Source organism: Nonomuraea turcica, from assembly GCF_030718205.1.
Taxonomy (GTDB): Bacteria; Actinomycetota; Actinomycetes; order Streptosporangiales; family Streptosporangiaceae; genus Nonomuraea.
Window position 1 is genome coordinate 14,062 of the sequence record NZ_JAUZQF010000048.1, and the last position, 22,820, is coordinate 36,881.

Below are 22,820 nucleotides of genomic sequence, written 5' to 3' on the forward strand. Positions count from 1 at the left end.
CACCCGTGACGGACTTCACGCGTTCAGTAACTCGATCAGGTCCTGCCGGTGGGGTGTCCCTGATCCGCACTGAAGGATCGGACCGTGTCCGTCTTCATCGAGAATCGGCGACCGGTGGGACCGGCGGCTCGGTGGCGGGTCAGGTGGCGGCGGGCGCGCGATCGGTGAGGCGGCCGCCCTCGTTCTCCCAGGAGGCTGAGCCCTCTTGTCCGGGCGTGCCCTCGTCGGGGACGGCAGGGCGGAGGATGTCGCCGGGACGAACGCCGATCGTGCCTGCGGCGGCGTGCGTGAGCGCGGCCGTGGCCGGGCCGTTCGCCGTGTCAGGTGCAACGACCAACAAAGTGATGGGCGCGGTTCCCGCGATGCTCAGGGTGATCAGGTGTGGGTCGGAGCTGCGGAACCAGCCCACTCTGACCTGACGACCGCGGGCCGGGATGCGGCGCGGAATGTGATCCCATGCGTCCCGATACAGGCCGACACGCAGCACGGCCCTGCCGAGGCGCTGGTCGACGGCCGAGATGAGGGCGGGTAGTTCAGCAGCGGCGTCGCGAGTGCGGGGCCACCACGCCCCGTCAACGGTGCCGCTCCGATCCAGCAAGGGATTCAGGCTGAGCCTGAGCGCGGAATGCGTCCTGAGGGCGGTAGCGGTAACGGGGCTTGGCGGTGCGGACGGAGAGAGGGCTGCTGTCATCATCGTCGCCTGGCCTGTTCAGGCCCCCAAGAGGGGGCCGAGAGTGGTCTATCGCCGCGGGCGACGCCAACCTGTATGCCAACGCACGAAATGTCCTCGGTACCGTTATTTTACCTCATTCCGCGAGGCACGGAAAGACGTTAGGCCGTCATCGGCAGAATCGGTGTAGTTATCGATTGTGGTGATAACAGGGACGGTGATTGCTCGTTTCCCATTATCGGCCAAAAGGGCACCTTTGAGTTCGGGTCGTGTTGCGGCCCGCAAAACGCCGACCAAGCGTGGTGCCTGGCGACGGCGGATCCACGGTTCTTCGAGATGGACGCCCGAGAATCGCTGAAGGGAAGCACTGTGAGTCTGACAAGGAAGATCGAGGCCAGGGCACGGGTCATCAAGGGCTGGATCATGCTCTACTTCGGCCGCGCCACCGGAAACCAGCATCTGGAGTCGAAAGGCCTGGCCGGTCGGCCTGAAAATAATATGAGGCAGCGCAGCAGGAGGATCAAAGGCATGTTCAAGCGCTGATCATGGCCGCCGCCAACGGCATCGACGGCACACATCCACTTGCCGACCCATGGGCCGACATATTGCGGGCATCGAGCAATGAGCAAATAGATGTTACAAATCTGGAGGGGCCATGAATCCTGTCATTGTTGTGGGCGTCGACGGTTCGGCCGCCGCGACCGCGGCCGTTGAGTGGGCGGCCGACGACGCTGCGCGCGCGGCGGCCCGACTGCGCATCGTCCACGCCGTGGACCGCTCGCCGTACGAGACCGCGAGGTTCCCCGCCCTCGGGCTGGGTGATGCCGTCACCCTCAGCGCGGAGAGCGTCCTCGCCGACGCCGAGGCGGTCGCGCGCAAGCGACAACCTGGCATCGATGTCACCAGCGAGCTGTCGCAGGGCGCCGCCGCGGCGGTGCTGCGCGGTCAGGCCGGTGACGCCGCCGAGGTCGTGATCGGCGGCAGAGGCCTTGGCGGCCTTCCGGGGGCCATGCTCGGCTCGGTGAGCACCCACGTAGCCGGGCACGCCCGTGGCCCGGTGGTCGTTGTCCGCTCCGACTCCGACACCTCCCACGGGGAGATCGTTGTCGGGCTCGACGACTATCACGCCTGCGAGCCCGCCCTCGCCTACGCTTTCGAGCAGGCGATGCTTCGCGCCAGCACGCTACGCGCCGTCTACACGTGGCAACTGCCGAACCACGCTCACATCTCCGAGACCATCCATGACCTGGACCAGATCCACGCCGACCAGTGCCAGATCGCAGCCGGCATCCTCAAAGGGTGGCGGCAGCAATATCCGCAGGTGGCGGTGGTCGAAGACATCCGGCGGGCCCACCCTGTCGACGCGCTCGTGAGCGCCTCCGAGAAGGCAGATCTGGTCGTCGTCGGCTCCCAGGGCCGAGGGGCGATCGGCACAGTGATGCTCGGATCCGTCACCCTCGGCGTTCTGTGCCACGGCCGCAACTCCGTCGCGGTGGTGCGGCCATAAGGCGTCCTGCCCGCCCTGACCGGAGATACAAAAATCCCGAACTGGCGGCCATTGGGGCGGGCTAGTCGGCCGGATCGCGCATTTCGCGAGCTTCGTCGGGGTTCCGCGGTGAGTGAGTGCAGGTCAGCTGATGACCGTTGTCCGCAGCCTGTGGTCCCGCAAGCGCGGCCAACACCAACCTGATCAACCATCGCGGCCGCGCTCAATGAGGCATGCCTGCCGACGGCGATCATCCCAGAACTGGACACGGGCGGCCGTTACGATTTTACCTGACGGCTAACCATCGCGATGACCGCCCACCTCAAGGGCGACCCGGCACCGGAGAGCTGTTCTTCTTCGGCGTGGCCATCACCGGGCCGCCCTGGCTGCGCTTCCACGTCGCCGACGCGCAGGCCGCCGCGTGCACAGTGAGGACATCGAAGTCCGCGGGTCGTCCATGACGCACGACTTCACCGTCACCCAGAACCACATGTCGTTGTGCTGAGCGGGCCGGTTCGCGGTTCCCCGCGTTCAGTCAGCGTGTAGTTCGAGCATGAACGCGGCGGCCAGTGCCGGCTCGCATGGCCAGGTGGCGGCGCAGGAGATGCAGACGTGCCAGGGTCCTGCGCAGTGTGTGTCGAGGGCCCCGGCGGCTCTCACGAAGTACGCCTCGCTCAGTGGGTCGGCCTTGGCGCGCGCCGCGCCGATGAGAACGGCCATGTTGATCACCTTTACTGTGTGTCGTCGTGATGGCCCGGTCCCTCTCCGGACATCGCGTGGTGTCTGCGGCGCCCGATGACCGGTGCGTCGGCCTGTACGCGCTGGCCACCGTGTTGACCGCCGTCGCTGCCGCGTCGATCCCGATCGCCCGCCGTCGCCGCCTGACGATCAGCGCGGTCACCGGTGCGGCGGCCGGCACGACACTGCTGCTCTTCGCCGCGTACTCGCTGGTCACGCTCACCTTTTGACTGATCGGCACAGCCCGCCCGCCCCCAGCCGAGGCTTGTCGATGAGCGGCGCAACCCGGCACCGTGCGGCCTCGACACGCTCTGACGGCATCGCCCGCCGCCGTGCGCATGACAGGAGGGCGGCGTAGCGTATCCGTTGTGACGCACCAAGACGCTCCGGCCGACCCGCCGCAAGACGCGGTGGCTCCGGTGACCGCGCTGGTCGACGCCTGCCGGCACTTCGCCACCCATGTGCGGCTGCTGGCCGACCAGCTCGGCGCGGTGGAGCTGAGCGACGACGACGTCGAACTGGTCCACAACGCCGTGCATCAGGTTTTCACCGCGGCGGGGCTGGCGGCCGCGCTGACCACCGGCCTGCAACGGCACACCGGTGAGCAGGACTGCCCGCACTACAACGTGCTCACCGACGCCGAATGGGCCCCGCTGGCCAAGGGCGGCGCACGCGAGCGCAAGGCCGTTTACGGGTGCGAGCTGGCGCCCGGCCATCCGGGCACTCACGCGGCGCACGTCCAGGTGCTGCCCAAACCAGATCGGTTCATCTGGATCCGCTGGGACATCCGCGCCCGCGAACTCGTCACACTGCCGCCGTGCCCGGCCGAACGCGCCGACCCCAACGCCGACCCGCGCTCCCCGTACGGGGACGAGCCAGCGCCGTGCCTGCTGTTCGAGGGGCACGTCGGACCCCACCGCTACTAGCCCAGATCGAGCCGATGCAGGAAGCAGCCATAGCCCCAGGCTTCCAACCCTCGGTCGGTTGCTGCACCTGGAACCCTGGGCCTGGGAACTTGTAGCGGGGTGTAAGTGCCGAAAATTACGTCCGATGGCCTGATCTCCAAGTCTTCGATACACACAGATCATCTCCTAAGACGCTCAGTCGACTTGAGCCTCTTGCCGCTCAAGGTTTGTATGGATGCAAGCCGGCATGGGACAGCGCCCCCGGCCAGGAGCGTTGGACGAGTTACGGCATCGGGCACCGAGCCGTTGCCGATGGCCTTGAACAGTGCCCGTCACCGCCCCAGTCCGGGGACGATCACTGCGGGATTGGACATCCGCGATCCCATGAATACCTCCGTTGGCGATCACCTGCCGTTCCACGCCCTCAGAACGGGGGAGAATGCGCTGGCTCGGCTCGATCCGGCGTCTGGGCGGTCCGCCTGGACGAGCCCGCCCGCGGGGGATCGGCCGGTTCGGGACCGACCTGGAGTTCCTATCTGCCGCCAACCTCTTCGACGACCTGCCGGAGCGGCTGCCTCGTCGTACGTCCCGGCTGAGCCGGAGCTGGCCGAGGTCGGACGGTCCCCGCGCGCCGGGGCGACACCGGTGCAGCCCCCGGGTAGCGCACCGCCGAGTGGACTCACAAGACACTGCGTTTCGAGCGTGGCGCGACGCACGTGCGCACCTCCTCGGCCGAAGCCCGCGCGGCTGAGAAGGGCGTGTGCCAGGTTTCGCGCACGTCACGCTCGCCCTGTGGCGCGCGGTCGGGTTGTCCGCGTGCTACGGCTCCGGCTACCTGCACCCGGTGGTGGACGCCGAGTTGCGGTGGCGCGGGTTCGGCCGCCGGGTCGAAGACAAGCTTGTCGGAGGTGGTGGCCGGCGGAGTGTCGTGATCGAGAACGGGTGCGGGTCGAGGTGGCGGTATGTCGGTGGTCTGGCCGAGGCGCTCTTCGTCGTTGCGGATGTTCATGCGTCAGCTCTCTCGAGGGTCGCCGTGCAGTGCCGGATGGCCGTCACGGGCGGTAGTGCACCATGGCCTGCCGCAGATCGTCGGTGGAGGCTTCGTCACGTGCGGCATGCCCGCTGATCTGGCGGGCCTTCCTGTAAGGGTGCAGGGTGCGGCCGTACATCACCGACAGGTTGGAGAGCTGCTGCTGGAAGTCTTCTGTGGGGTATCCGCGTTCGGCCAGGACCGCCATCACGAGCTGATCGGCCTCGTCTACGGTGGCGCCTGGCGCGTCCACGAACTGCTCCTGCAGTTTGGTCCACTGCGCGCGGTAGCTCTGCCGGGCCTGCGGGCTGAGCGGCTTGATGTCCGAGGGTGGCGAACCGCTTCTCGCGGGTCCGCAACTCCCGCTCGGCCTCACCGCGGGTGTCCCGCTGGCTCAGGGGTGCGTTCATATTCGAGACCGAAGCGCCGACGAAGCCAAGAAACGAGTCTGGAAGGCCAGGTCAACAGGAACTGGAGAGGTTCTTCCTGGACGCCGCTGCCTTGGAGGAACTTGGCGCTCCCCCTTGTCACAGGCGACGATCGTCCGGGAGCCTGCGGGTACCGCCCTGTCCGCCGTCGTCGCCGAGTGGGTCTACCAGGGTGGGCGGCGGCCGGTCGTCGATGCGGCCGTTGACGCGGTCGTCGATGATGTCCTGGCGGCTGCGGACCGTCGACTGGCTCCAGCGTGACCTGCTGCGCAGCAGCAGAGGCAGCAGCAGCCCGGCGGCGCCGCCGAGCATCAGGATGACGCCCACAATGCGCAGGTCGACGCCGCCCACCGAGCCATCGGCCAGGGCGAAGGTGAGGATGGCGCCGAAGACGATGACCAGGATGGCTCCCGCGATGGGCATCACGCACCACCCCTGCCGCGGCAGGCGCGTGAGCTCTGGGATGGGTTGCGGGGCGTGCTGGGCGGGGTCATCGGCGGCCGGCCCAGCGGCCGGTTCGGCGGCCCGGACGCCGGCCGGTGATCAGGTGGTAGCCGAGCAGCAGGGCTGCCGCGCCGACGATGGCGCACAGCCAGGTGGACAGGTGGAAGAACCCCTGGATGCCAGAGACGTGCAACACCTCGGTGGCCACGAAGCCACCCAGCAGCGCCCCGCCGATGCCGAGCGCTAAAGTAATGATCAAACCTTGCGGGTCCTTGCCGGGGACCAGCATTCTGGCCACTGCCCCGGCGACCAGTCCGAGGATGATCCAAGCGATGATGCCCATGGCCGAGCTCCTTTGGCGGTGCATCGATGTCTGCATGGGATCGGCCTTCCGGACCGGTCGAAGCAGGGGGCCGGCCGCCGCATGGGTGTCGGCGCCGACGGTCACACTCGTTCACCTCGAGCCAAACACTCACCCGTGCGTACGGGAAACAGGCGATCCAGGAAGGCCCCATCTCCAGGACCGATCACCGCGTTCAGAGCCGGGGCATCAGACAGGCTCATCACTGTGGCTGGTGGCCGTCGGGGTGTCTTCGCTGGGGGTGGTTGGTCCAGTGGGCGGGCCGACGGGTTGCAGCCAGCCGAGCCGCTCGGCGAGGTGCCGGGCGCTGTCGATGACGGTGGCGATGTGGGGAGAGGGGTTGGCGTCGTGCCACAACAGTGACCAGGGGTAGTGCGTGGCAGGTTCGATCAGGGGCCGCCAGGTGGTGCCCGGCCGGGTGGAGGTGCGGAAGGAGGAGGGGATGCAGTGCACGCAGCGGTGCTGGAGTACGAGGTCGGCGGCGGCGCGGGTGCTCTCCACGGTTCCCTCGTAGATGGTGGGCGCGAACCCTGACGACCGGCACAGCGCCATGACGAACTGGTTGAGCTCCGGCGTCTGGGATTCCTCGCCCAGCAGCAGCAGGTCGTCGGCGAGGGCGGCGACGGGGACGCTGTCCGTCATGTCGGCGAAGCGGTGGTCATTGGGTACCAGGACGCCGAGGGGATCGAGCCTGATCAGCTTGGATGTCACCTCGGCCGGGGTTTGGGAGGCGTGTCTGATGGCGATGTCCATGCGGCCGTCGGCCAGTTGCCGGTACTGCTCGGGGGTACCCGCTTCGACCTGGTGGATGGTGATGTCGGGATGGGCGTGCTGGAGTTCGCGCAGGATCTGCGGCATGGTGTCGTAGCCGGCGTCGATGATGTCGGCCCGCAGCGTGGGCGCTGAGGCGACGGCGTTGCGTGCGGCCTGCCCGGCCCGGCCCACGTGGTCGAGGATCTGGCGCGCCTCGATAGGTGACGTGCTGCAACAGCGCGACGCGGATCAACCCGGCCCACAGGAAAGCGGTCAGGGCGCCGTACAGGGTGCCGATGATCACCCAGCCGGCCAGGAACGGCAATGCCAGCGACAGCGCGCACAGCGCGGGGAAGGCGCGGGCCACCCGGACCATGGCCGGGTCGGCCAGCAGGTCCGGGGCGTAGCGTTCGGCCGGCGTTCGGTCGTCGGCGAACAGCCAGCCCAGGTGGGCGTGGGCAAGCCCCCGAAGCTGCCCGCGCAGGCCGGTGCCGAACCGGTAGGGAGAGTGCGGATCGCCCGGCTGGTCGGTGAAGGCGTGATGGCGGCGATGGACGGCGACCCAGTCGATGACGTTGCCCTGAAAACCCATCGACCCGGCGATGGCCAGCGCCACGCGTAGCCATGGCCGCGCGGCGAAGGAGCCGTGAGTGAGCAGCCGGTGGAACCCGACCGTCACCCCCAGCCCAGTCACCCCATACAAACCCGCCGCCGGCAGCAGATCGGTGAGCGCGACTCCCTGCCCCCACCCCAGGACGATCGCGACGCTGAGCGCGAAGAACGGCAGGATCACGATCGCCGCCGTCAGCCCCATCTGGGCTCTGCCGGCCGCAGGGTGCTCCTCCGCCCCGGGAAATGGGGATGCGCCGTCATAGTCCAGCCCGATCTTTCACCGGCCGTTCAAAAATAGCCATTATTTCTCTTTTGTCTTGTCTATACGGTTCGCCGGTGCACGTAGCACCAGCGCCAGGTCGAGCCCGGGTCCAGGGCGGCGACCACCGGGTGGTCGGTTTCCTGGTAGTGGGCCTTGGCGTGGCCGCCGCGCGCATCATCGCTGCAGGCGACCCACCCGCAGGTCAGGCACACCAGCAACCGCGTCCAGGTCCGGCCGAGGGCCAGGCATTCCTTACATTCGAGCAGCCCGGGCTCCACGGCCGGGAGCAGATCGGTGCGATCGCAACGTTGCGCCTGACCGTTCAGACCGGCGCGCGCGGTCGCGTTCGTTCCTTCTGCGTCCAGGGTCATCACGACCCCCTCATGGTGACAGCGACGCAAGCTGCGCCGGCTGATCAGTGCTCAGTCAAGGTGATCTGCGAGCCGGTGGAAACGTCCATTCCCAGTAAGTCTCATCACCTGCGGCGATAGCGAGCCTGTGGGCGCGTTACCGACGCGCAGTATCTGACACGCGTCCGGCTCGATCCCGCGTCTCGACGGACCGCCACAAAAGCGATGGACCGGGATCCCGGGGCGCTTCGCGGACTTCCTCGCTCTCGCGGTGAGTGGATGCTGATCAGCTGGTGACCCCTGCCAGGGCCGGGCGCGGAACGCGGGCGAGCTGTCCAGAACGCCATCAACTCACCCGACAACGAGCTCGTAGCCGTCTCCCTCCGAATTCTGGCACCTTCGCGCCGAGGATCCGGCCGACCGTTGATGATCGCCGACAGTCTCCCGGGCCCGAACCGGAGCCCAACACCGCGCGACGTCCTCGGCCGATGCACACGTGTCAGCGACCCTCGTCCCAGACTCAGGCAGGGCCGGGCGAGATCTTCCAAGAGGGGCCACTGGATCGTCTTGACCTGCCGGATCGCGAACTTTGAGGGCCGCCGGCCCGCAGAATCGGCCGGAGATTTCACCGGCGCAAATCCTCCCATCACCTTATGCCGAGAGTGGAATTCGCTAATTTGTGCGAAATTTCCTTGCTATTTATTTCGGATGGGTATTGAATAAGGAACGCAAGCCAAGGAAAAGGGGAGGCTCTTATGAGCTTCGTACAGATTCTGGAATTCGACACCAAACGCGCCGGGGAAGTCGAGTCGCTCATGAACGAGTGGCGGACACAGACCAAGGGCACGCGCTATGTAAGACGCGAGGTGGTGGCGAAGCACCGCGATCGCCCCGATCACTACGTGGCCATCGTGGAGTTCTCCTCCTATGAGGAGGCCCAGCGTAACAGCAAGCTGCCGGAAACCGACCGGTTCAACGCGCACATGGCCAAACTGTGCGAGGGCCCGATCGAGTTCTCCAACTACGATGTGATTCGCGACAAGAGCTGATCACCGGCTGAGCGTCGCGAAAAGCTCAACCTGTGCTGTGGCGTGTGAGAATATTCTCGCGTCATGGCGCGGGCATTTTTTATGCCAGCCTTCATGTCGCGCGGGATGCAAAGGAGCTGTCGGCATTGCAGCGTGCCCGGCAGCCGGGATTCACACCGACACCGAGCGCGGAGGCGTCAGGAGAGATCGGGGTGGGGACTTCGCGTTGCTGACGCGAGTCGAAGTCGCGGGGCGAGCCGTTGACGGGAATACCGAGCGGATCAAACGACTGGGCGCGGCGGATCTCCCTGAGCATCGGGGCGTGTGCGGCTGCTGCGACGGGATCCGGCATGACGGCAGGCCCGAAGAAGGACCTGGCGGCGCTGACCGCCTGGTCGGCCGCTCTGGTGAGCGCCCGCTTGGCGTGCCAGGTGAGTGACGTAGAGTCGAGGTATCCGGAAACGACGACATCCCGCCGCTTTTGAGGTGCCTGCCAGGCCGGCTCACCGAAAGGGTTGTCATGGACATCCTGCACCGCTTCCGTACCAGATCCGGGCCATCCGCTGGAACGGCTGAAGCCGATGTGCCCCAAGGCGAGAGCTCACCAGCGCCGGCCGTGCGCCCCGCGGACCCGGGCTCCAGCGCCGAGACCTCCAGGCCGGTACCCGTCACCCGCACCAGCGTGGCCTGGGCGGGCGTGTGGGCCGCCGCGCTCGTGTCCGTCGCCTTCATCGTGTTCATGTTGCAGAACACCACCCCCACGCAGGTGTCCTTCCTCGGCCTGCACGGCACGCTGCCGCTCGCGGTCGCGATGCTGATCGCCATGATCAGCGGGATCCTGCTCACCCTGGTGCTCGGCACCGCCCGCATCACCCAGCTCCGCCGCCTGGCCAGCCGACGCCGCCGCCAGAACCGCTGACCGCCGAGCACCCCCAGCGTCAGGGCTTTCTCCACCAGATCACCCTGGTAATCCCAAGAACAGCCCAAGGGGAGAGTGAGCGCTGAAGGCGTGGGCAGGCGGACTGGTTCCAGGGGGCGAAAGGACACTGCTGCACGTGTGACGGGGGAACTGGCATGGCTTCGACAGGTGCAGGCATCGTCGATCGGGAGCGGATCGGCGCGGCGCCGATCATCGACGGGCGTAAACCGGTCGCGGCGGTGGTCGCGTTGTGGGTGTTCGTGCTGGTGCCGTTCGCGGCACTGGCCGCCGCCGTGCCGGTGGCCTGGGGGTGGGGGCTGAGCTGGGTCGACGTGGCGATCGCCGCCACGGCTTACGTCCTCACCGGACTCGGCGTCACGGTGGGCTTCCACCGCTATCTCACCCATGGCGCGTTCAAGGCGGGCCGGTGGCTGCGGATCGTCGTGGCCGTGGCCGGGTCCCTGGCCGTGCAGGGCTCGGTCATCCAGTGGGTGGCCGACCACCGGCGCCATCATGCCTTCGCCGACCGCGACGGCGATCCGCACTCGCCCTGGCGTTACGGGCACAGCGTACGCGGCCTGGCCAAAGGGCTGCTGTTCGCGCATGTCGGCTGGATGTTCGGACGCGACCTCACCAACCGGCGGCGCTTCGCCAAGGACCTGCTCGCCGACGCCGGCATCGGCCGGGTGGACCGGCTGTTCCTGCCACTGGTCGCGGCCTCGCTGCTGCTGCCGCCCGCGATCGGCCTGCTGGCCACGGGCACCTGGCACGGCGCGCTGACCGCGTTCTTCTGGGGCGCCCTGGTACGCATCGCGATGCTGCACCACGTCACCTGGTCGATCAACTCCATCTGCCACGTCTTCGGTGAGCGGCCGCTGAAAACCCGCGCCGGTGACCGGGCCGCGAACTTCTGGCCGCTGGCGATCCTGTCGTTCGGCGAGAGCTGGCACAACGGCCACCACGCCGACCCCACCTGCGCCCGCCACGGCGTGCTGCCCGGCCAGATCGACATCTCCGCCCGGCTGATCCGGCTGCTGGAAAAACTCGGCTGGATCCACGACGTACGCTGGCCGACCCCGGCACGCCTGGCCGCACGACGCCGCGAGCCTTCCCATGACCGGCCCTGAGAAGGTACGGCTCAGCCTGGATCCCGCCTCACACGCCGAGGCGCCGTGGACGGCGCGTGGTGGCCCGCCACCTACGACACCGGCGCGGAACTGCCCGCCCTGATCACCGCCATAGACCAGCGGCTGAACCGACGGGTCCTGCGCGTGGGCCTGCACATCGACACCTGGGACAACATCCCGCACCACATCGCCGCCCCCGGGCGTCACGTCAAAGTGGGCTGGTTCCGCACCATCGACCCCCACGTGATCAACCTGATCATCCCGGGTATCGAGCACCTCAACCTGCTCGTCATCCCACCCGACACCACAGCCGCCGCTCACAAAGCGCTCGCCATAGCCACCCGATGCCGGGCAGATTCCAGGGGCCGTACCCGTCCCGGCGACATCCTCGCCACCGCAGGCCAACACCGCCCCGCCGACGCCACCACCGAGCAGGAGCTGAGCCTGTCCGACTGGGACAACGAAGGCGGGCAGACCCGACAGCCCGCCCGCGGCGACCACGCATCCTGATCACGCGTTCTGGCAGGGGGACTGCACACCGCTACGGGTCCCTCCTGGCGAGCTCCTGGTCGGCCGCGGCACTGAGCAACCGCGCGGCAGCGGCCACCTCAAAGAGCTGACCAGGCGTCATCGCCTCCAGACAGACGGCCAGCCGCTGCCGGTCACCGCGGCAGGCCATGCCCGCCGCGTTCTGAAGGACGAGCGTACGCGAGGATGTGCCGATCGCCTTCAAGACGTCGGCCAGGGCCTGATCCACGCCATCGTTCGGATCCGGCCGCCGCGGAAATCGAGCATTCAACGCCATTCACCTTGCCGTCCTTGAGCTCTGAGTGTTGTCCGATCCCGTCGCGCCCACCGCCAGCCGAGCTCTGCGCCAGACACCGGCTGCGGTCAACAGCAGAGCGCCCCATTCCCGCAACACGCCACGAGCGATGCAGCCGACAGAACCGCCCTGATCACCACGCCAGCGTCAGCCCGGTGATCACGGCTGATGATAAGCCTGGTGGAGATTGCCGCTTTCCACCTGGTCGAGCCCGCTAGACGATCAGGTCACCGCACTAAACTGCTCCGTTCACGCCGGCCCAGCGCATCGTGTTCATGACCGCCTCACACCCGCGCCCACCTTAGCCCGCACGCCCCCGCCCGTAGGAGCCAGCATGAACACCGCGGACACGGTCGGCGCTCTCACACCTGGCACGGTTGCCGACCGGCTCTTGCGCATCACGCCGCTCGTCGATCGCGCGGGTCTGCGGATTGAAGGTGAGCTCGACCGCGCCACGCTGCTCGCCCTGACTGGTGCGCTGGCTTCGATGGCGGGTGGTGGCAGCTTCTGCGTCGATCTCAGCGGCCTGGTGTTCTGCGACGTCGGCGGACTGCGCGCCCTGGTCACCGCCGCCGCCGGTCTGCGCGGCGGCCACGTTCTGACGTTGCGCTCGCCCTCCCCGCAGGTGCGACGCCTGCTCGAGCTCACCGGCTGGCACCAGACGGCAGGTCTTCACCTGCAGGATCGGAGCAACTCATGACGACCCTCCATCCCCGCTCCGGGGCAGGTCTGTGGCTCATCCCTGCCACCGCCACCGTCGTTCGCCTGTGCGGCGAGCTGGACATCGGCACCGGCGAGGCGGTGCGCGAACGCCTGCTGCGAGCGTTGCGGCACAGCACCAACCTGCTCATCCTCGACCTGTCCGGTGTGTCGTTCTGCGACGCCGCCGGACTGGGCGCCGTGGTCGGCGTCCAGCACCGGGCCAGATCCCTGGACATCACCCTCGGCCTGGCCGCCCCCCGTCCACACCTGACCAGGGTGCTGCGCCTCACCGGCCTGGACCGCAGCTTCCCGATGTATGGCACCACCCCGGGCAGAGACTCCGGCAGGCGTGCGAGCACGGGTACGGGCAGGGTCGGGTTCGGCTCCGCGGCAGCGCGCTGAGACGTCGTGCGCACATGTCTGGTCTCGCCGCCGCTGCCAGCAGGACAACCGCCGGGCCACGCCCTTGTCTTCCCGCTGAGGCAACAGCTGAGCTAGATCGGCTACGGCATCAGGTGCTGGGAGAAGCCCAGATCCAGACCGCCGCGATCCTCGGCCAGTCTCGCACCGACGCCGAGCAGATCACCGCCTCGGCGCAGATCACCGCCTCGGCGCAGATCACCGCCTCGGCGCAGATCACCGCCTCGGCGCAGATCACCGCCTCGGCGCAGATCATCGCCTTAACGCAGATCATCGCCTCGGCCGAGCTACAGCGCGCTCAAAGCCGGCACCTGCCCCGGCGGCAGGCCCAGGCGGGCCAGGTCACGCAGCCGGCGCCTGCACTTGCCGACGGCCCTGTGCCGATCATGGTGCTCAACGGCCGCTGGCGGATCTACGCACCCCTCAACGCCGACGCCAGCGCCATGGCCGCCCTGTACCAGGCCTACGAGCTCGCTGATCCCGCCACCACCGTCGTGGCCAAGGCGTTCCACCAGGCCACCAGCGACCCCCAGCGATTCCGCACGTTCCCTGCGGGAAGTACGGAGCATGCGCCTGCACCACCGGCACATCGGGCAGATCCTCGACTCCGGCCGAGACCGCAGATCCCAGGCGGTCTACCTCATCTCCCCCCTCTATCAGCCGGGCAGCCTCCACCTCCAGCAGCGGGCAAGCGCCGGCGTCTCGCTGAAGCGGAGCCTGCAGGTCCTGGATCAGGTGCTGGCCGGGCTGCAGGCCGCCGCCGCGAGCGGCATCATCCACCCGGACATCAAGCCGCAGAACATCGTGCTGGACGGCCCCGCCAACATCAGGATCATCGACTGGGGCATGTCCCAGTTGCACCAGGCGGGCAAGAGCGTCTCCACGGTGTCCCCGGCGGCACCAAGTGGTTCGCCAGCCCCGAGCAGCTCGGCGTCACCGGCGCCGCACCCAGCACGCTGTCCGACCTGTACGGCGTCGGCGCCCTGGCCTACTGGCTGCTGACCGGCCTGGCGCCGCTGCGACGCGAGCTCGAAACCGCCGTCGGCACCGACGCCGACCTGCTGCAGGTCCGCCACCTGATGCAAGCCGGCACCCGCCCCGAACGCGCCGACCACCTCACCCCGGACGTGCCTGAACAGCTGGGCCGGCTCATCGACCAGTGGCTCAGCTGCACCCCAACCGACCGCATCCCGCGCGGGATGGATCCCTCCGCTGCGCTCGGCTGCGCGCACGGCCTTACGGTGACACGTCGGCCCTCGCCATGAGCGCGGTCCGATCGCGATCGGTAGGTCAGACGTGGCCGATTCACCGGCGCTCGGCTCGTTGGTCCGCGCCATCTGTTGCCTGCGGTGGGTTGGCCGTTGCTTGACGGTGCAGGTCGATGATCGGCTGCAGGAGCCACACTTGACAAGTCCAGTTCGAGCGCGCCTGCGCTCGCCTCCAAGCCCGTCAGTCCTTCTGCTCGGGTTCCTTCCCAGGAGGTACGGCCTGCGCCGGCGGTTCTGGGGCCGGTGGTTCTGGGGCCGGTCCCGCCGGGAGGGGGATCGGATCGTCCTTGAAGAGCTCGGGCACGGCCCGGTAGAGGACGGCGGTGATCGGCACGGCCACGACCGCGCCCGCGATCCCGGCCAGGATGCCGCCGACGGCCAGCACGAGGATGATCGCCAGCGGGTGGAAGTGCAGCACCCGGCCGACTATCAGCGGCTGGAGCACGTGATTCTCCAGTTGCTGCTCGACGATCAGGATGCCGATGAAGATCAGCGCGTAGATCGGGCCCTTCGCGCCGAGCGTGACCAGCGTCGCGACCGCGCCGGCGAACAGGATGCCGACGATCGGGATGAAGCTAGCCAGGAAGATCAGTACGGCGAGTGCCGCCCAGAGCGGGACGCCCATGACGGCCAGCACCAGACCCATGAGCACGCCGTGCACCGCGGCCACGGCCACCGTGCCCTGCACGTAGTGGGACAGTGTGGCCCAGGCAGTCCGCCCGGCCCGGTCGACCCGCGGCGCTCTCGGGCCGAACCCCTTGAGGAACCAGGACCAGATCCGGTCGCCATCCTTGAGCAGGAAGAACGTCACGAACAGCAGGAGCACGATCGAGGCCAGGACCTCAATCACCACCACGGTGCCCGCGAGAACCGTCGAGGTGATCTGCTGCTGCCGCTCGGTGACGAACTTGGCGATCTCGTCCACCCAGCGGCTGAGCTGGATGGGCTCCAGGTGCAAAGGGCCGGTGTAGAGCCAGTCCTCCACCGTCTTGGCCGTCTGCCTGACCTGTGTCACCAAGCCGGGGAACTCCGCGTTGGCCCGGACGCCGATGATCCAGCCCGTCCCGCTCAGCACGGCGAGGGCGACGAGCATGGTGATTCAGGTGGCGTAGATCGCCCTCAGGCCCGACGCGCGCAGGCGTCGGGTGAGCGGGAACAGCAGCGCGGTCAGCAGCAGGGCGACCGCCACCGGCAGGGCGAGGATGCGCATCGTCGCCACGAAGCCGAACACGTAGTTGGCCACGATGCCGATGACGATCAGACACGCGCACCACGCGGCCATCCTCGCCAAGGTCGCAGGCACTAACCGCAAAAGGCGCTCCTGAGGTGGATCCATGCACGGAACCTTCCCCACCGGCCGGAGATAGGCACGCTTTCAGGATTCAAGCCAGGGAAATGTTGGAGAGATAAAAGGTGCGTCACGGGTAGGGGTCATTCCGCCCTACCAACCTTTTCACGACGGCACGGTGAGCCATCTTCTGTGAAACGACCGCGGCGCGCGCTCACGGCCGCATTCTGCCGACGTACCGGCCCCGGCCATGAGCGCCGCCCGGCGCTGGGCCGGCCGGATGGCGACAGGCTGGAAGCGAGCGAGGAGCCGGCACGGCTGGTTGGATCACATGGTGCGCGCCCTGATCCGCTACGACAAGGCCGACGCCGGCCGGCTGGCGGCCGCCCTCACCTACTACGCCTTCTTCGCCACCTTCGCCTTGGTCCTGCTGGGGTTCGCCATCCTCGGCCGCATCCTGGACTATCCGGCGGCGCTGGCCGAGGTGCAGCGCTACCTGAGCGACACCTTCCCGCGCCTGGACGTCCAAGCGCTTCGCAATGCCGGGGGAACGGCCGGGCTGGTGGCCTGCGTGGTGCTGCCGCTGACGGGCTTGTTCTGGATGGACACGCTGCGCTCGGCGACCAGGGCGATCTGGCGGCTCGAGGAGTACCCGGGCAACTTCTTCCTGCGTCAGATCATCGACCTGGGCGTGGTGGCTGGGCTCGGGGTGCTGCTCTCCCTGTCGCTCACCGTCGCCTTCGCCGCCGAGTGGGTGCTGACCTGGCTTGCGGTGAACACCGTGGGTGTGGAGGCCACCCCTGCCCGGTGGGTGCTGTCGGTGGCTGCGTTCGTGCTGGGAATCGGGGTAAATACCTTGCTGGCCATGGCGCTGCTGACCGCGCCGCCACGGCTGCGATTACCGCTGCGCCGGGTGATCGGGCCGGCGCTCGTCATCACGATCGGCCTGGAGATCCTCAAGTCCCTCGGCCAAGCCTTGCTCAATCTCACCGCCGCCAACCCCGCCTACCAGGTCGTCACCGGAGCGGTGGCGATGCTGCTCTTCCTCAAGGTGCTCAACCAGCTCATTCTGTTCGCCACCGCGCTGGCGGCCACCAGCGCCACCGGCGAGGTCACCGACCTGGCCACTCGGTCAGATCCGCCGTGACCTCGAGGTGTGCCACCACCCGGACGGCCACTCCCGGCTCCGCCTGTCCCTCCGTCGCGACCCCACACTGCCCCCGCACCGCCCCCCACCGCCCCCGCCAAGCCGACCAGCTGCTGCGCGGGGGTTGTCGCGCATCGCTGTGTTCTTCCACTCGGTACTGGTCATGGGTGGGAACCTCCGTCCGTGGGGTTGTTCCCGTAGCGGGCGTTCGTGTTCGGCCGGCTCTTGGCGCCGGGGATTCGCGCTCGGCTCGTTAGTCCGCGCCATCTGTTGCCTGCGGTGGGTTGGCCGTTGCTTGGCGGCGCAGGTCGATGATCGGCTGCAGGAGCCACAGCCAGCAGGTGGCCAGTGCCGCCGCGGCGCCGAACACGATGGCGAGCCAATTGCCGAGCACGACCTCGGCCACCAGAGCCATCGCGGCGGTGATCGCGACCGCCAGGGATACGGCGCCGGCCAGGCCCAGCTCGTTGGCGCGGTGCACGATCTTCTCCTTCTGAGTATCGCCGCAGGTGGCAGCGTCACACTAGAGGCCAATACGGATAGATGGGCATCATCGGTGGCACATTGAGGAGAACAACGAGACCGGCAAGGATCTGCTCGGCCTGACCGACTACCAGGTCCGCACCTGGGCCGGCTGGCACCGGCATGTCACCACCGCCATGCTCGCCCTGGCCTTCTGGCCGTCAGCCGTGCCCGGTTGGACGACCCGATCGCCTGCGAGCAGGTGACGTATCCCGGCTTAATCTTGCGGCATGCAGGGATCGCGATGCTCCTGTTCCGGTCGATCACGGTTCTGTCCAGGGTCCGGTGGAGGCATCCGTCGATCCTGCCCACCTTCCGCTCGCATCCTGGGTTCTTCCAGTCGAAGCGGCCCGGGGATCCATTTCCCGGGGTAGGGATCCGGATCGGTGAGGTTGGGGCTGTAGAGGGCCCTCTCCAGGTGGGAGACCGTCTCCCGCACCTTCGCTTCGTTGCCGTCGAGGATGAAGACAGGCCTGATGGTGCCGACCACGCACCCGCCGCTGTACGCGGTGATCCAGGTGGCGCTGTCGCAGATGAAGTACTGGTCCCACCGCTTGCCGTCCCGCATCGGGTTCAGCGTCTGGTAGTTGTCCGGCAGCTCCGGGTTGTTGGTGTACTTGATCGACGGGAAGATACTGCAGGTGCCCATATTGTCGGGGTGATTGAGGCCGTCCCACGGCACATCCAAGGTGATCTCGAAGTCACCGCCGTCGCGCCATTGCGCCACGGTGGCTTCGCGGCCGTCCCCCAGCGGTTTGGTCTGGCCGTTCCCGTCCACGTACGTGGCCGAGCACTTCGTGTGAGGTGCCCCGAACCTTCCGGACTCGGACCCAAGTAGGGTCAGAGATAGTCCGGGAAGGAAGCACGTGGCAAGAAGCCGAGAATATATCCGCCCAAGTTGCGGGCCAAAGTCGTGCGGGTCGTCATCGAAGGCGGGAAGACACCTGCAGAGGTTGCCGTGATTTCGGGCTGGTGGCTGAGACGGTTCGCAATGGGGTGAAAGCGGAGAAGTCGAAGAACTCTGGTACCACCGATGAGGGCCGCGCCGCCATCGACCGCGCCAGGCTCCAGGAGATGGAACGGCGCGTTCAGGAACTTGAGCAGGAGAACGCTTTTCTGAAAAAAGCCGCGGCCTTCTTTGCGAAAAAACTCCCGTAAGCGAGAAGTACGAACTCATTCTCGCCTAGAAGGCCAACTTCGAGATCATCCTGATGTAGCCTGCTCGGCGTGTCGAAATCCGGATACTACGACTGGGAGAAGCGCCCGATGTCGGCGACCGAGCAACGGCGCGAGGATCTCAAGCCCTTGGTCGGGTTTGTGTTCGCCGAATCCGGCAGGATTTACGGGCATCGCCGCGCCCATGCGGAGCTCAGGCGCGTCGGCGTCGAGGTGGACGATGAACTCGTTCGCAAGCTCATGCGTCAGATGGGCCTGGTCCCGGTGCAGCTCAAGCCACGCCGTGGTCTGACGATCGCGGAAAAGACCGCGGCTCCGGTCAGAGTTTGCGGGGTGGTCGCCGGGATCGGAGGCGGGCATGGCATTGCTATGGGAACGTTCGGCGGCAGATGAGGCCGCGACCCGGCGCTGACTACCCGGCCTTGGGAGACCTCAGGATCGGATGAGCGCGGCAAGGAGATCAGCGGCCGGGGCCAGCGCAGCCTCGTTCAGGTCGAAGGTCGGCGAATGATGCGGTCCATATGTTCCGGCACCCACGAGAAGGTATCCGGCGAGTCCGCCGCATTCCTGGACGCGCCGCATGAACAGCGTCGCGTCATCGCTCGCGCGTAGGGGACGCGGTGGCAGCAGACGCAGGCCGCACCTCGGGGCGAGGCTTTCGATCCTGCTGAGGATCGCGCCGTCGGTGCTCGCGCTGGTTGCCCAGCCGGTTCTGGCGATGTCCACAGTGACACCGTGCATGGCGGCCGCGCCGTGGAGGACGTCGCGGGCGCGCTGCTCCAGGTCGTCGTGCTCGGCGGCGGCGTCGGCCCGGACCTCTGCGCCGAGGACGGCACACGCGTTGACGATGTTCGCCGCGCCGGGCGCGTGCAGCGTCCCAACGTTGACGCGGGTCGTCGCCGTCGCGTAGCGGGGCAGAGCGTGCAGGCCCAGAACGGCGGACGCCGCCGCCAGCAGGGCACTGCGGCCCTGTTCGGGCGCTCCGCTGGCGTGGGCGGCGATCCCGGTGAACTCCGCGCGCAGTTTCGAGGTCCCGTACAGCTCGGTCGCGGCCGCGACGCATCCATCCGGGGTGCCGAAGCCGAGGTGGACGGTCAGCAGGACGTCGACGTCGTCGACAAGCCCGGCGGCCACCATGGGAGCAGCGCCGCGGACACCCTCCTCGGCGGGCTGGAACAGCAGCCGTACGGTGCCGGGGAACTGTTTGTCAGACAGCAGGGCTGCTGCCCGCAGCGCGATGGCCATGTGCCCGTCGTGCCCGCAGGCGTGCATCGCGCCATCGATGTCCGAGCCGAAACCCTGGGCCGCGGGGTGGTGGCTGCCGGAGCGGCTCTCCTGGATCGGCAGGGCGTCCATGTCCACCCGCAGGCCGACCAGCGGACCCGGGCGAGTGCCTTGCAGCTCCGCGACGAAGGCGGTGTTTCCGTCACGGAAACGGTGTACCGACGCGGCTGGCACACCCTGCGCGGCGGCCCGCTGGACGGCAGCGTCGAGCTCGTCGCGGCTCGGCATACCAGGGTGATCGTGCACGTCGACGAGTTCGCGGCCGCCGCGGCGCCGCCAGCCCAGGTCGGAGAGGAGGCTCCAGGCAAGATCTGCGGTCTCGATCTCGAGGAAGCCGATCTCGGGCCGCCGGTGCAGATGACGCCGGACGGCGGTCGCGTCCAGTGGATTCGGCCGGGCCTCGGATCGCGGGCGCGTGCTCACGATGTTCCCTCGGCGAGGGCGTGGACGACAGCGGTTGTGAACTGCTCGGTGCTCGCTGTGCCGCCGACATCGGGTGTGGCGGTCCCCGTACGGAGGACGTGCTCGAAGGCGGACACGAGACTGGCCGCGGCGGCGGCTTCGCCGAGATGATCCAGCATCATGGATGCAGCCCAGAGGGTGCCGACCGGATTGGCGATGCCCATGCCGGCGATGTCGGGTGCCGATCCGTGCACCGGCTCGAACATCGACGGGTACGTCTTGGTGGGGTCGAGGTTGGCGCTGGGCGCCACTCCGATCGACCCGGCCAGGGCACCGGCGAGGTCGGAGAGGATGTCGCCGAACAGGTTGGAGGCGACAATGACGTCGACGCTCTCCGGCCGATGCACGAGGCGTGCGGCCAGGGCGTCGATGAGGACCTTCTCCAGCTTCACCCCGCTGCCGTCGACCGCCTCGGCCACCACCTCGTCCCAGAACGGCATCGTGTGAATGATGCCGTTCGACTTCGTCGCCGAGATCAGCCGGCCCGAGCGTTGCCTGGCCAGGTCGGAGGCGAAGCGTGCGACCCGCTCGACGCCGGCCCGGGTGAACACCGCCTCCTGGACGGCGAACTCGCCGGGCCGACCGCGGTTGACCCGGCCGCCGACCTCGCTGTATTCGCCTTCGACGTTCTCGCGTACGACGATCAGATCGATCGGGGCGTTCGAGCGCAACGGGGAGCCGATTCCGGGCAGCGATCGGACCGGCCGGAGGTTGATGTACTGCACGAACTCCCGGCGGATGGGGATGAGCAGACCCCACAGGGTGATGTCATCGGGGATGTCCGGCGCTCCGACGGCGCCCAGCAGGATGGCGTCGGCGGAGGCCAGCTTTTCGAGGCCGTCGACGGGCATCATACGCCCGTGCTCTCGGTGGTGGTCGCACCCCCACGCGCGGTCGCGCCACTCGATGGTGAACCCGAAGGTCGTGGCCAGGTGGTCGACGCAGCGCACGGCGGCGGGGACGACCTCGGTGCCGATGCCGTCACCCGGGACGGCGTCGACGACGTAGCGCCGTGTCGTCCGGGTGCCGGTGTGTTCTGGGAGAGCCTTGGTCACGACAGCTTCGTGTCCTTCGTGAGCAGGGTTCGCTCCAGCGGGTCGGTCGGCAGGCCTTGGACGGTGTCCGCGACGCCCATGGTGAGGCTCTCGTGGACGAGCGGGATGAAGGCCACGTCGGTGGCCAGCTGGGTGGCGATCTGACCGTAGAGGGCGTGGCGCTTGGTCGAGTCCGCCGTGCTCCCGGCCTCCTTGACGAGCGCGTCGACCTTCGAGTTGCAGTATCCGGCGAGGTTGAAGCTGCCCTTGCACGTTTCGTCCGAGCGCAGAACGCTGATGGGCTCGGGCAGGTCGATGAGGTGGTTGCGGGACAGCAAGGTTGCCTGGAAGTTGCCGCTCATGAGGTCGTCCTCGACCGAGGCGTAGTCCCCGGTGCGGATCTTCACGGTTATGCCGGCCTCGGCCAGCTGCGCCTGGATCACCTGGGCGAGGTCGGCGAACTCGGGCCGGTCGGAGTAGGCGATGAGCTCGAAGCCGAGGGAGCCGGGGTCGATACCGGCCTCGGCCATGGCGGCCTTGGCGGCTGCGGCGCTTCCCTGCACAGGCTGCAGTCCGGCCGGCGTCCAGGGCTCGTCGGGAGTGAACGGCCCGGCCGCCGCGGTGGCGGTGCCCTCGTAGACCGACTTGACGATGGCGTCGAGCCCGATGGCCTTCTGGATCGCGCGGCGCGCCTCGACGTTGTCGAAAGGGGCTTTGCGGGTGTTGAGGTACAGGCCGGTGGTGCGGGGCAGCGCAACCTGCTGCAGGGTGATGTTGTTGTCGCCCTTCAGGGTGGTAAGGGTGGTGACGGGGAGGTTGGCGGCCACCGAGACCTCACCGGCACGCAGCTGGGTGGCGCGGGTGGAGCCGCTCTCGGCGTAGCGGATTTCGGCGCTGTCGAGGGCGACGTCCCCGCCCCAGTAGTCGCCGTTGGCGGTGAGCGACAGTGACTGGCCGGTTCCGATGTTGGTGATCTTGAACGGTCCGGTGCAGGTGCCGACCGGGTTCGTGGTGGTGCCGGAGAAGGCCTCAGGGGCGAGGATCCCGGTATTGGGGACGCTGACCCGTAGCGGCAGGAAAAGGTCCTCCTCGGGCGTGTCGATCCGTACGGTCCGGTCGTCGACGGCGGTGACCGCGGAGATGACGCTGGGGGCGAAGCTGCGTGGCGGCGCCGTGGCCTTCAGCAGCCGGTTGAGATCGTCGGCAACGACCTTGGCGGTGAGCGCGGTGCCGTTCTGGAACTTGGTCTCACGGATGGTGAACGTCCAGGACTTGGGTGCCGTCTGCTTCCATTCCGTCGCCAGGGCGGGCTGAGGCTGGTTGTTCTTGTCCACGGCCACCAACGTCTCCAGGCAGCCGGCGCGGGTGAGGGTGAAGGCGTCGTCGGTCTCCAGGGCGTACCCGGAGTCGGGCGCCCAGAGGTCGGCGATGATCAGCTTGGAGCTGGCGTTCGCGGTGGCGTCGGGACTCCCGGAGTCGAACGAGCAGCCGGCGAGCACGACAAGGGCTGTCGACATGCCGGCGAGGGTTTTCAAGGTGCGTGCCATGCTGGTGTTCCTTCTGAACGTCGTTGGGGGGAGC

30 protein-coding genes and 4 pseudogenes are annotated in these 22,820 nt (G+C 68.1%); 15 read left to right on the plus strand and 19 right to left on the minus strand.

All coding sequences use genetic code 11. The features are described from left to right. Positions 1-139 precede the first annotated feature (139 nt). Entirely contained in the window at positions 140-694 is a 555-nt protein-coding gene (locus Q9G87_RS57650) for a DUF5994 family protein (protein WP_371826001.1), read from the minus strand. A gap of 345 nt (positions 695-1,039) precedes the next feature. Here Q9G87_RS57650 and Q9G87_RS57655 point away from each other — a divergent pair, with 345 nt between their 5' ends. Both Q9G87_RS57655 and Q9G87_RS57660 read left to right on the plus strand, forming a co-directional pair. Next, entirely contained in the window at positions 1,040-1,213 is a 174-nt protein-coding gene (locus tag Q9G87_RS57655) for a hypothetical protein (RefSeq protein ID WP_305925182.1), read from the plus strand. 112 nt (positions 1,214-1,325) lie between these two features. Beyond that, a complete protein-coding gene (locus Q9G87_RS57660; protein WP_305925183.1) occupies positions 1,326-2,177 on the plus strand; it encodes a universal stress protein in 852 nt (283 codons plus the stop codon). Positions 2,178-2,687: 510 nt separating this feature from the next. On the opposite strand, the gene Q9G87_RS57665 is transcribed toward Q9G87_RS57660, so the two are convergent. Then, entirely contained in the window at positions 2,688-2,876 is a 189-nt protein-coding gene (locus Q9G87_RS57665) for a hypothetical protein (protein WP_305925184.1), read from the minus strand. A gap of 26 nt (positions 2,877-2,902) precedes the next feature. On the opposite strand from Q9G87_RS57665, the gene Q9G87_RS57670 reads away from it, so the two are divergent. Then, the gene (locus Q9G87_RS57670; protein ID WP_305925185.1) at positions 2,903-3,124 is read left to right on the plus strand and encodes a hypothetical protein; all 222 of its coding nucleotides are present in this window, start codon (positions 2,903-2,905) and stop codon (positions 3,122-3,124) included. Positions 3,125-3,262: 138 nt separating this feature from the next. Next, positions 3,263-3,820 carry a hypothetical protein gene (locus Q9G87_RS57675; RefSeq protein ID WP_305925186.1) on the plus strand — a complete coding sequence of 186 codons (558 nt, stop codon included), beginning with the start codon at positions 3,263-3,265 and terminating at the stop codon, positions 3,818-3,820. Positions 3,821-4,478: 658 nt separating this feature from the next. On the opposite strand, the gene Q9G87_RS57680 is transcribed toward Q9G87_RS57675, so the two are convergent. The 7 genes and pseudogenes from Q9G87_RS57680 to Q9G87_RS57710 form a co-directional block, all read right to left on the minus strand. Further along, positions 4,479-4,808, minus strand: a complete 330-nt coding sequence (locus Q9G87_RS57680) for a hypothetical protein (protein WP_305925187.1) — start codon at positions 4,806-4,808, stop codon at positions 4,479-4,481. A gap of 43 nt (positions 4,809-4,851) precedes the next feature. Beyond that, positions 4,852-5,082, minus strand: a complete 231-nt coding sequence (locus tag Q9G87_RS57685; protein ID WP_305925188.1) for a hypothetical protein — start codon at positions 5,080-5,082, stop codon at positions 4,852-4,854. 274 nt (positions 5,083-5,356) lie between these two features. Next, positions 5,357-5,680: a DUF6458 family protein gene (locus tag Q9G87_RS57690; protein WP_305925189.1), complete on the minus strand. Its 324-nt coding sequence runs from the start codon at positions 5,678-5,680 to the stop codon at positions 5,357-5,359. A gap of 67 nt (positions 5,681-5,747) precedes the next feature. Next, a complete protein-coding gene (locus tag Q9G87_RS57695; protein ID WP_305925190.1) occupies positions 5,748-6,044 on the minus strand; it encodes a GlsB/YeaQ/YmgE family stress response membrane protein in 297 nt (98 codons plus the stop codon). A gap of 207 nt (positions 6,045-6,251) precedes the next feature. After that, positions 6,252-7,007, minus strand: coding sequence for a LysR family substrate-binding domain-containing protein (locus tag Q9G87_RS57700; protein ID WP_305925191.1), 756 nt, complete (start codon positions 7,005-7,007; stop codon positions 6,252-6,254). Between the two features lie 88 nt (positions 7,008-7,095). Continuing rightward, positions 7,096-7,629, minus strand: a pseudogene (locus Q9G87_RS61220) (fatty acid desaturase); the annotation flags it as partial. Between the two features lie 119 nt (positions 7,630-7,748). Next, a complete protein-coding gene (locus tag Q9G87_RS57710) occupies positions 7,749-8,060 on the minus strand; it encodes a UBP-type zinc finger domain-containing protein (RefSeq protein WP_305925193.1) in 312 nt (103 codons plus the stop codon). 734 nt (positions 8,061-8,794) lie between these two features. Between Q9G87_RS57710 and Q9G87_RS57715 the strand changes: the two genes are divergently transcribed. Further along, on the plus strand, positions 8,795-9,088 hold the full coding sequence (locus Q9G87_RS57715; protein ID WP_305925194.1) for a hypothetical protein: 294 nt from the start codon (positions 8,795-8,797) through the stop codon (positions 9,086-9,088). 91 nt (positions 9,089-9,179) lie between these two features. On the opposite strand, the gene Q9G87_RS57720 is transcribed toward Q9G87_RS57715, so the two are convergent. Then, entirely contained in the window at positions 9,180-9,659 is a 480-nt protein-coding gene (locus Q9G87_RS57720) for a hypothetical protein (RefSeq protein WP_305925195.1), read from the minus strand. Between the two features lie 24 nt (positions 9,660-9,683). Here Q9G87_RS57720 and Q9G87_RS57725 point away from each other — a divergent pair, with 24 nt between their 5' ends. From Q9G87_RS57725 to Q9G87_RS57735, 3 genes and pseudogenes are all read left to right on the plus strand, one after another. After that, positions 9,684-9,986, plus strand: coding sequence for a LapA family protein (locus Q9G87_RS57725; RefSeq protein WP_305925196.1), 303 nt, complete (start codon positions 9,684-9,686; stop codon positions 9,984-9,986). A 155-nt stretch (positions 9,987-10,141) separates the two neighbouring features. Further along, positions 10,142-11,113 (plus strand): acyl-CoA desaturase, encoded by a 972-nt coding sequence (locus tag Q9G87_RS57730; protein ID WP_305925197.1) that lies wholly within the window; start codon positions 10,142-10,144, stop codon positions 11,111-11,113. 39 nt (positions 11,114-11,152) lie between these two features. Next, positions 11,153-11,623, plus strand: a pseudogene (locus tag Q9G87_RS57735) (DUF5994 family protein); the annotation flags it as partial. Between the two features lie 31 nt (positions 11,624-11,654). Here the strand turns inward: Q9G87_RS57735 and Q9G87_RS57740 are convergent. Then, positions 11,655-11,870, minus strand: coding sequence for a hypothetical protein (locus Q9G87_RS57740; RefSeq protein ID WP_305925198.1), 216 nt, complete (start codon positions 11,868-11,870; stop codon positions 11,655-11,657). Between the two features lie 400 nt (positions 11,871-12,270). On the opposite strand from Q9G87_RS57740, the gene Q9G87_RS57745 reads away from it, so the two are divergent. Both Q9G87_RS57745 and Q9G87_RS57750 read left to right on the plus strand, forming a co-directional pair. After that, positions 12,271-12,636 carry an STAS domain-containing protein gene (locus tag Q9G87_RS57745; RefSeq protein ID WP_305925199.1) on the plus strand — a complete coding sequence of 122 codons (366 nt, stop codon included), beginning with the start codon at positions 12,271-12,273 and terminating at the stop codon, positions 12,634-12,636. Continuing rightward, on the plus strand, positions 12,633-13,040 hold the full coding sequence (locus Q9G87_RS57750) for an STAS domain-containing protein (protein WP_305925200.1): 408 nt from the start codon (positions 12,633-12,635) through the stop codon (positions 13,038-13,040). Before Q9G87_RS57745 ends, Q9G87_RS57750 begins: the two co-directional genes overlap by 4 nt. A 109-nt stretch (positions 13,041-13,149) precedes the next feature. Here Q9G87_RS57750 and Q9G87_RS61225 read toward each other — a convergent pair whose 3' ends face one another. Beyond that, the gene (locus tag Q9G87_RS61225; protein WP_371826002.1) at positions 13,150-13,332 is read right to left on the minus strand and encodes a hypothetical protein; all 183 of its coding nucleotides are present in this window, start codon (positions 13,330-13,332) and stop codon (positions 13,150-13,152) included. Positions 13,333-13,625: 293 nt separating this feature from the next. On the opposite strand from Q9G87_RS61225, the gene Q9G87_RS61230 reads away from it, so the two are divergent. Continuing rightward, complete coding sequence (locus Q9G87_RS61230) at positions 13,626-14,060, plus strand: protein kinase domain-containing protein (protein WP_371826003.1); 435 nt, start codon at positions 13,626-13,628, stop codon at positions 14,058-14,060. A gap of 447 nt (positions 14,061-14,507) precedes the next feature. Here Q9G87_RS61230 and Q9G87_RS57760 read toward each other — a convergent pair whose 3' ends face one another. Next, positions 14,508-15,419 (minus strand): AI-2E family transporter, encoded by a 912-nt coding sequence (locus Q9G87_RS57760; protein ID WP_305925202.1) that lies wholly within the window; start codon positions 15,417-15,419, stop codon positions 14,508-14,510. A 6-nt stretch (positions 15,420-15,425) separates the two neighbouring features. Continuing rightward, complete coding sequence (locus Q9G87_RS57765; protein WP_305925203.1) at positions 15,426-15,608, minus strand: hypothetical protein; 183 nt, start codon at positions 15,606-15,608, stop codon at positions 15,426-15,428. A gap of 337 nt (positions 15,609-15,945) precedes the next feature. Between Q9G87_RS57765 and Q9G87_RS57770 the strand changes: the two genes are divergently transcribed. Beyond that, positions 15,946-16,761, plus strand: a complete 816-nt coding sequence (locus tag Q9G87_RS57770) for a YhjD/YihY/BrkB family envelope integrity protein (RefSeq protein WP_305925204.1) — start codon at positions 15,946-15,948, stop codon at positions 16,759-16,761. A gap of 253 nt (positions 16,762-17,014) precedes the next feature. Here the strand turns inward: Q9G87_RS57770 and Q9G87_RS57775 are convergent. Further along, a pseudogene (locus Q9G87_RS57775) lies at positions 17,015-17,257 on the minus strand (DUF6328 family protein); the annotation flags it as partial. Positions 17,258-17,315: 58 nt separating this feature from the next. Here Q9G87_RS57775 and Q9G87_RS61400 point away from each other — a divergent pair. Beyond that, positions 17,316-17,438 (plus strand): annotated as a pseudogene (locus Q9G87_RS61400) (IS701 family transposase); the annotation flags it as partial. Positions 17,439-17,500: 62 nt separating this feature from the next. On the opposite strand, the gene Q9G87_RS57780 reads toward Q9G87_RS61400, so the two are convergent. Next, the gene (locus Q9G87_RS57780) at positions 17,501-18,061 is read right to left on the minus strand and encodes a hypothetical protein (protein ID WP_305925205.1); all 561 of its coding nucleotides are present in this window, start codon (positions 18,059-18,061) and stop codon (positions 17,501-17,503) included. Positions 18,062-18,255: 194 nt separating this feature from the next. On the opposite strand from Q9G87_RS57780, the gene Q9G87_RS57785 reads away from it, so the two are divergent. Both Q9G87_RS57785 and Q9G87_RS57790 read left to right on the plus strand, forming a co-directional pair. Further along, positions 18,256-18,441, plus strand: coding sequence for a hypothetical protein (locus Q9G87_RS57785; RefSeq protein WP_305925206.1), 186 nt, complete (start codon positions 18,256-18,258; stop codon positions 18,439-18,441). Positions 18,442-18,510: 69 nt separating this feature from the next. Beyond that, positions 18,511-18,852: an IS3 family transposase gene (locus tag Q9G87_RS57790; RefSeq protein ID WP_305925207.1), complete on the plus strand. Its 342-nt coding sequence runs from the start codon at positions 18,511-18,513 to the stop codon at positions 18,850-18,852. 39 nt (positions 18,853-18,891) lie between these two features. Here the strand turns inward: Q9G87_RS57790 and Q9G87_RS57795 are convergent, their stop codons facing one another. The 3 genes from Q9G87_RS57795 to Q9G87_RS57805 are packed head-to-tail and all read right to left on the minus strand — an operon-like array spanning position 18,892 to position 22,786. Then, positions 18,892-20,166 carry an amidohydrolase gene (locus Q9G87_RS57795; protein ID WP_305925208.1) on the minus strand — a complete coding sequence of 425 codons (1,275 nt, stop codon included), beginning with the start codon at positions 20,164-20,166 and terminating at the stop codon, positions 18,892-18,894. After that, positions 20,163-21,260 (minus strand): tartrate dehydrogenase, encoded by a 1,098-nt coding sequence (locus tag Q9G87_RS57800; protein ID WP_305925209.1) that lies wholly within the window; start codon positions 21,258-21,260, stop codon positions 20,163-20,165. The genes Q9G87_RS57795 and Q9G87_RS57800 overlap by 4 nt, the downstream gene beginning before the upstream one ends. After that, a complete protein-coding gene (locus Q9G87_RS57805; RefSeq protein ID WP_305925210.1) occupies positions 21,257-22,786 on the minus strand; it encodes an ABC transporter substrate-binding protein in 1,530 nt (509 codons plus the stop codon). The genes Q9G87_RS57800 and Q9G87_RS57805 overlap by 4 nt, the downstream gene beginning before the upstream one ends. Between the last annotated feature and the right edge of the window lie 34 nt (positions 22,787-22,820).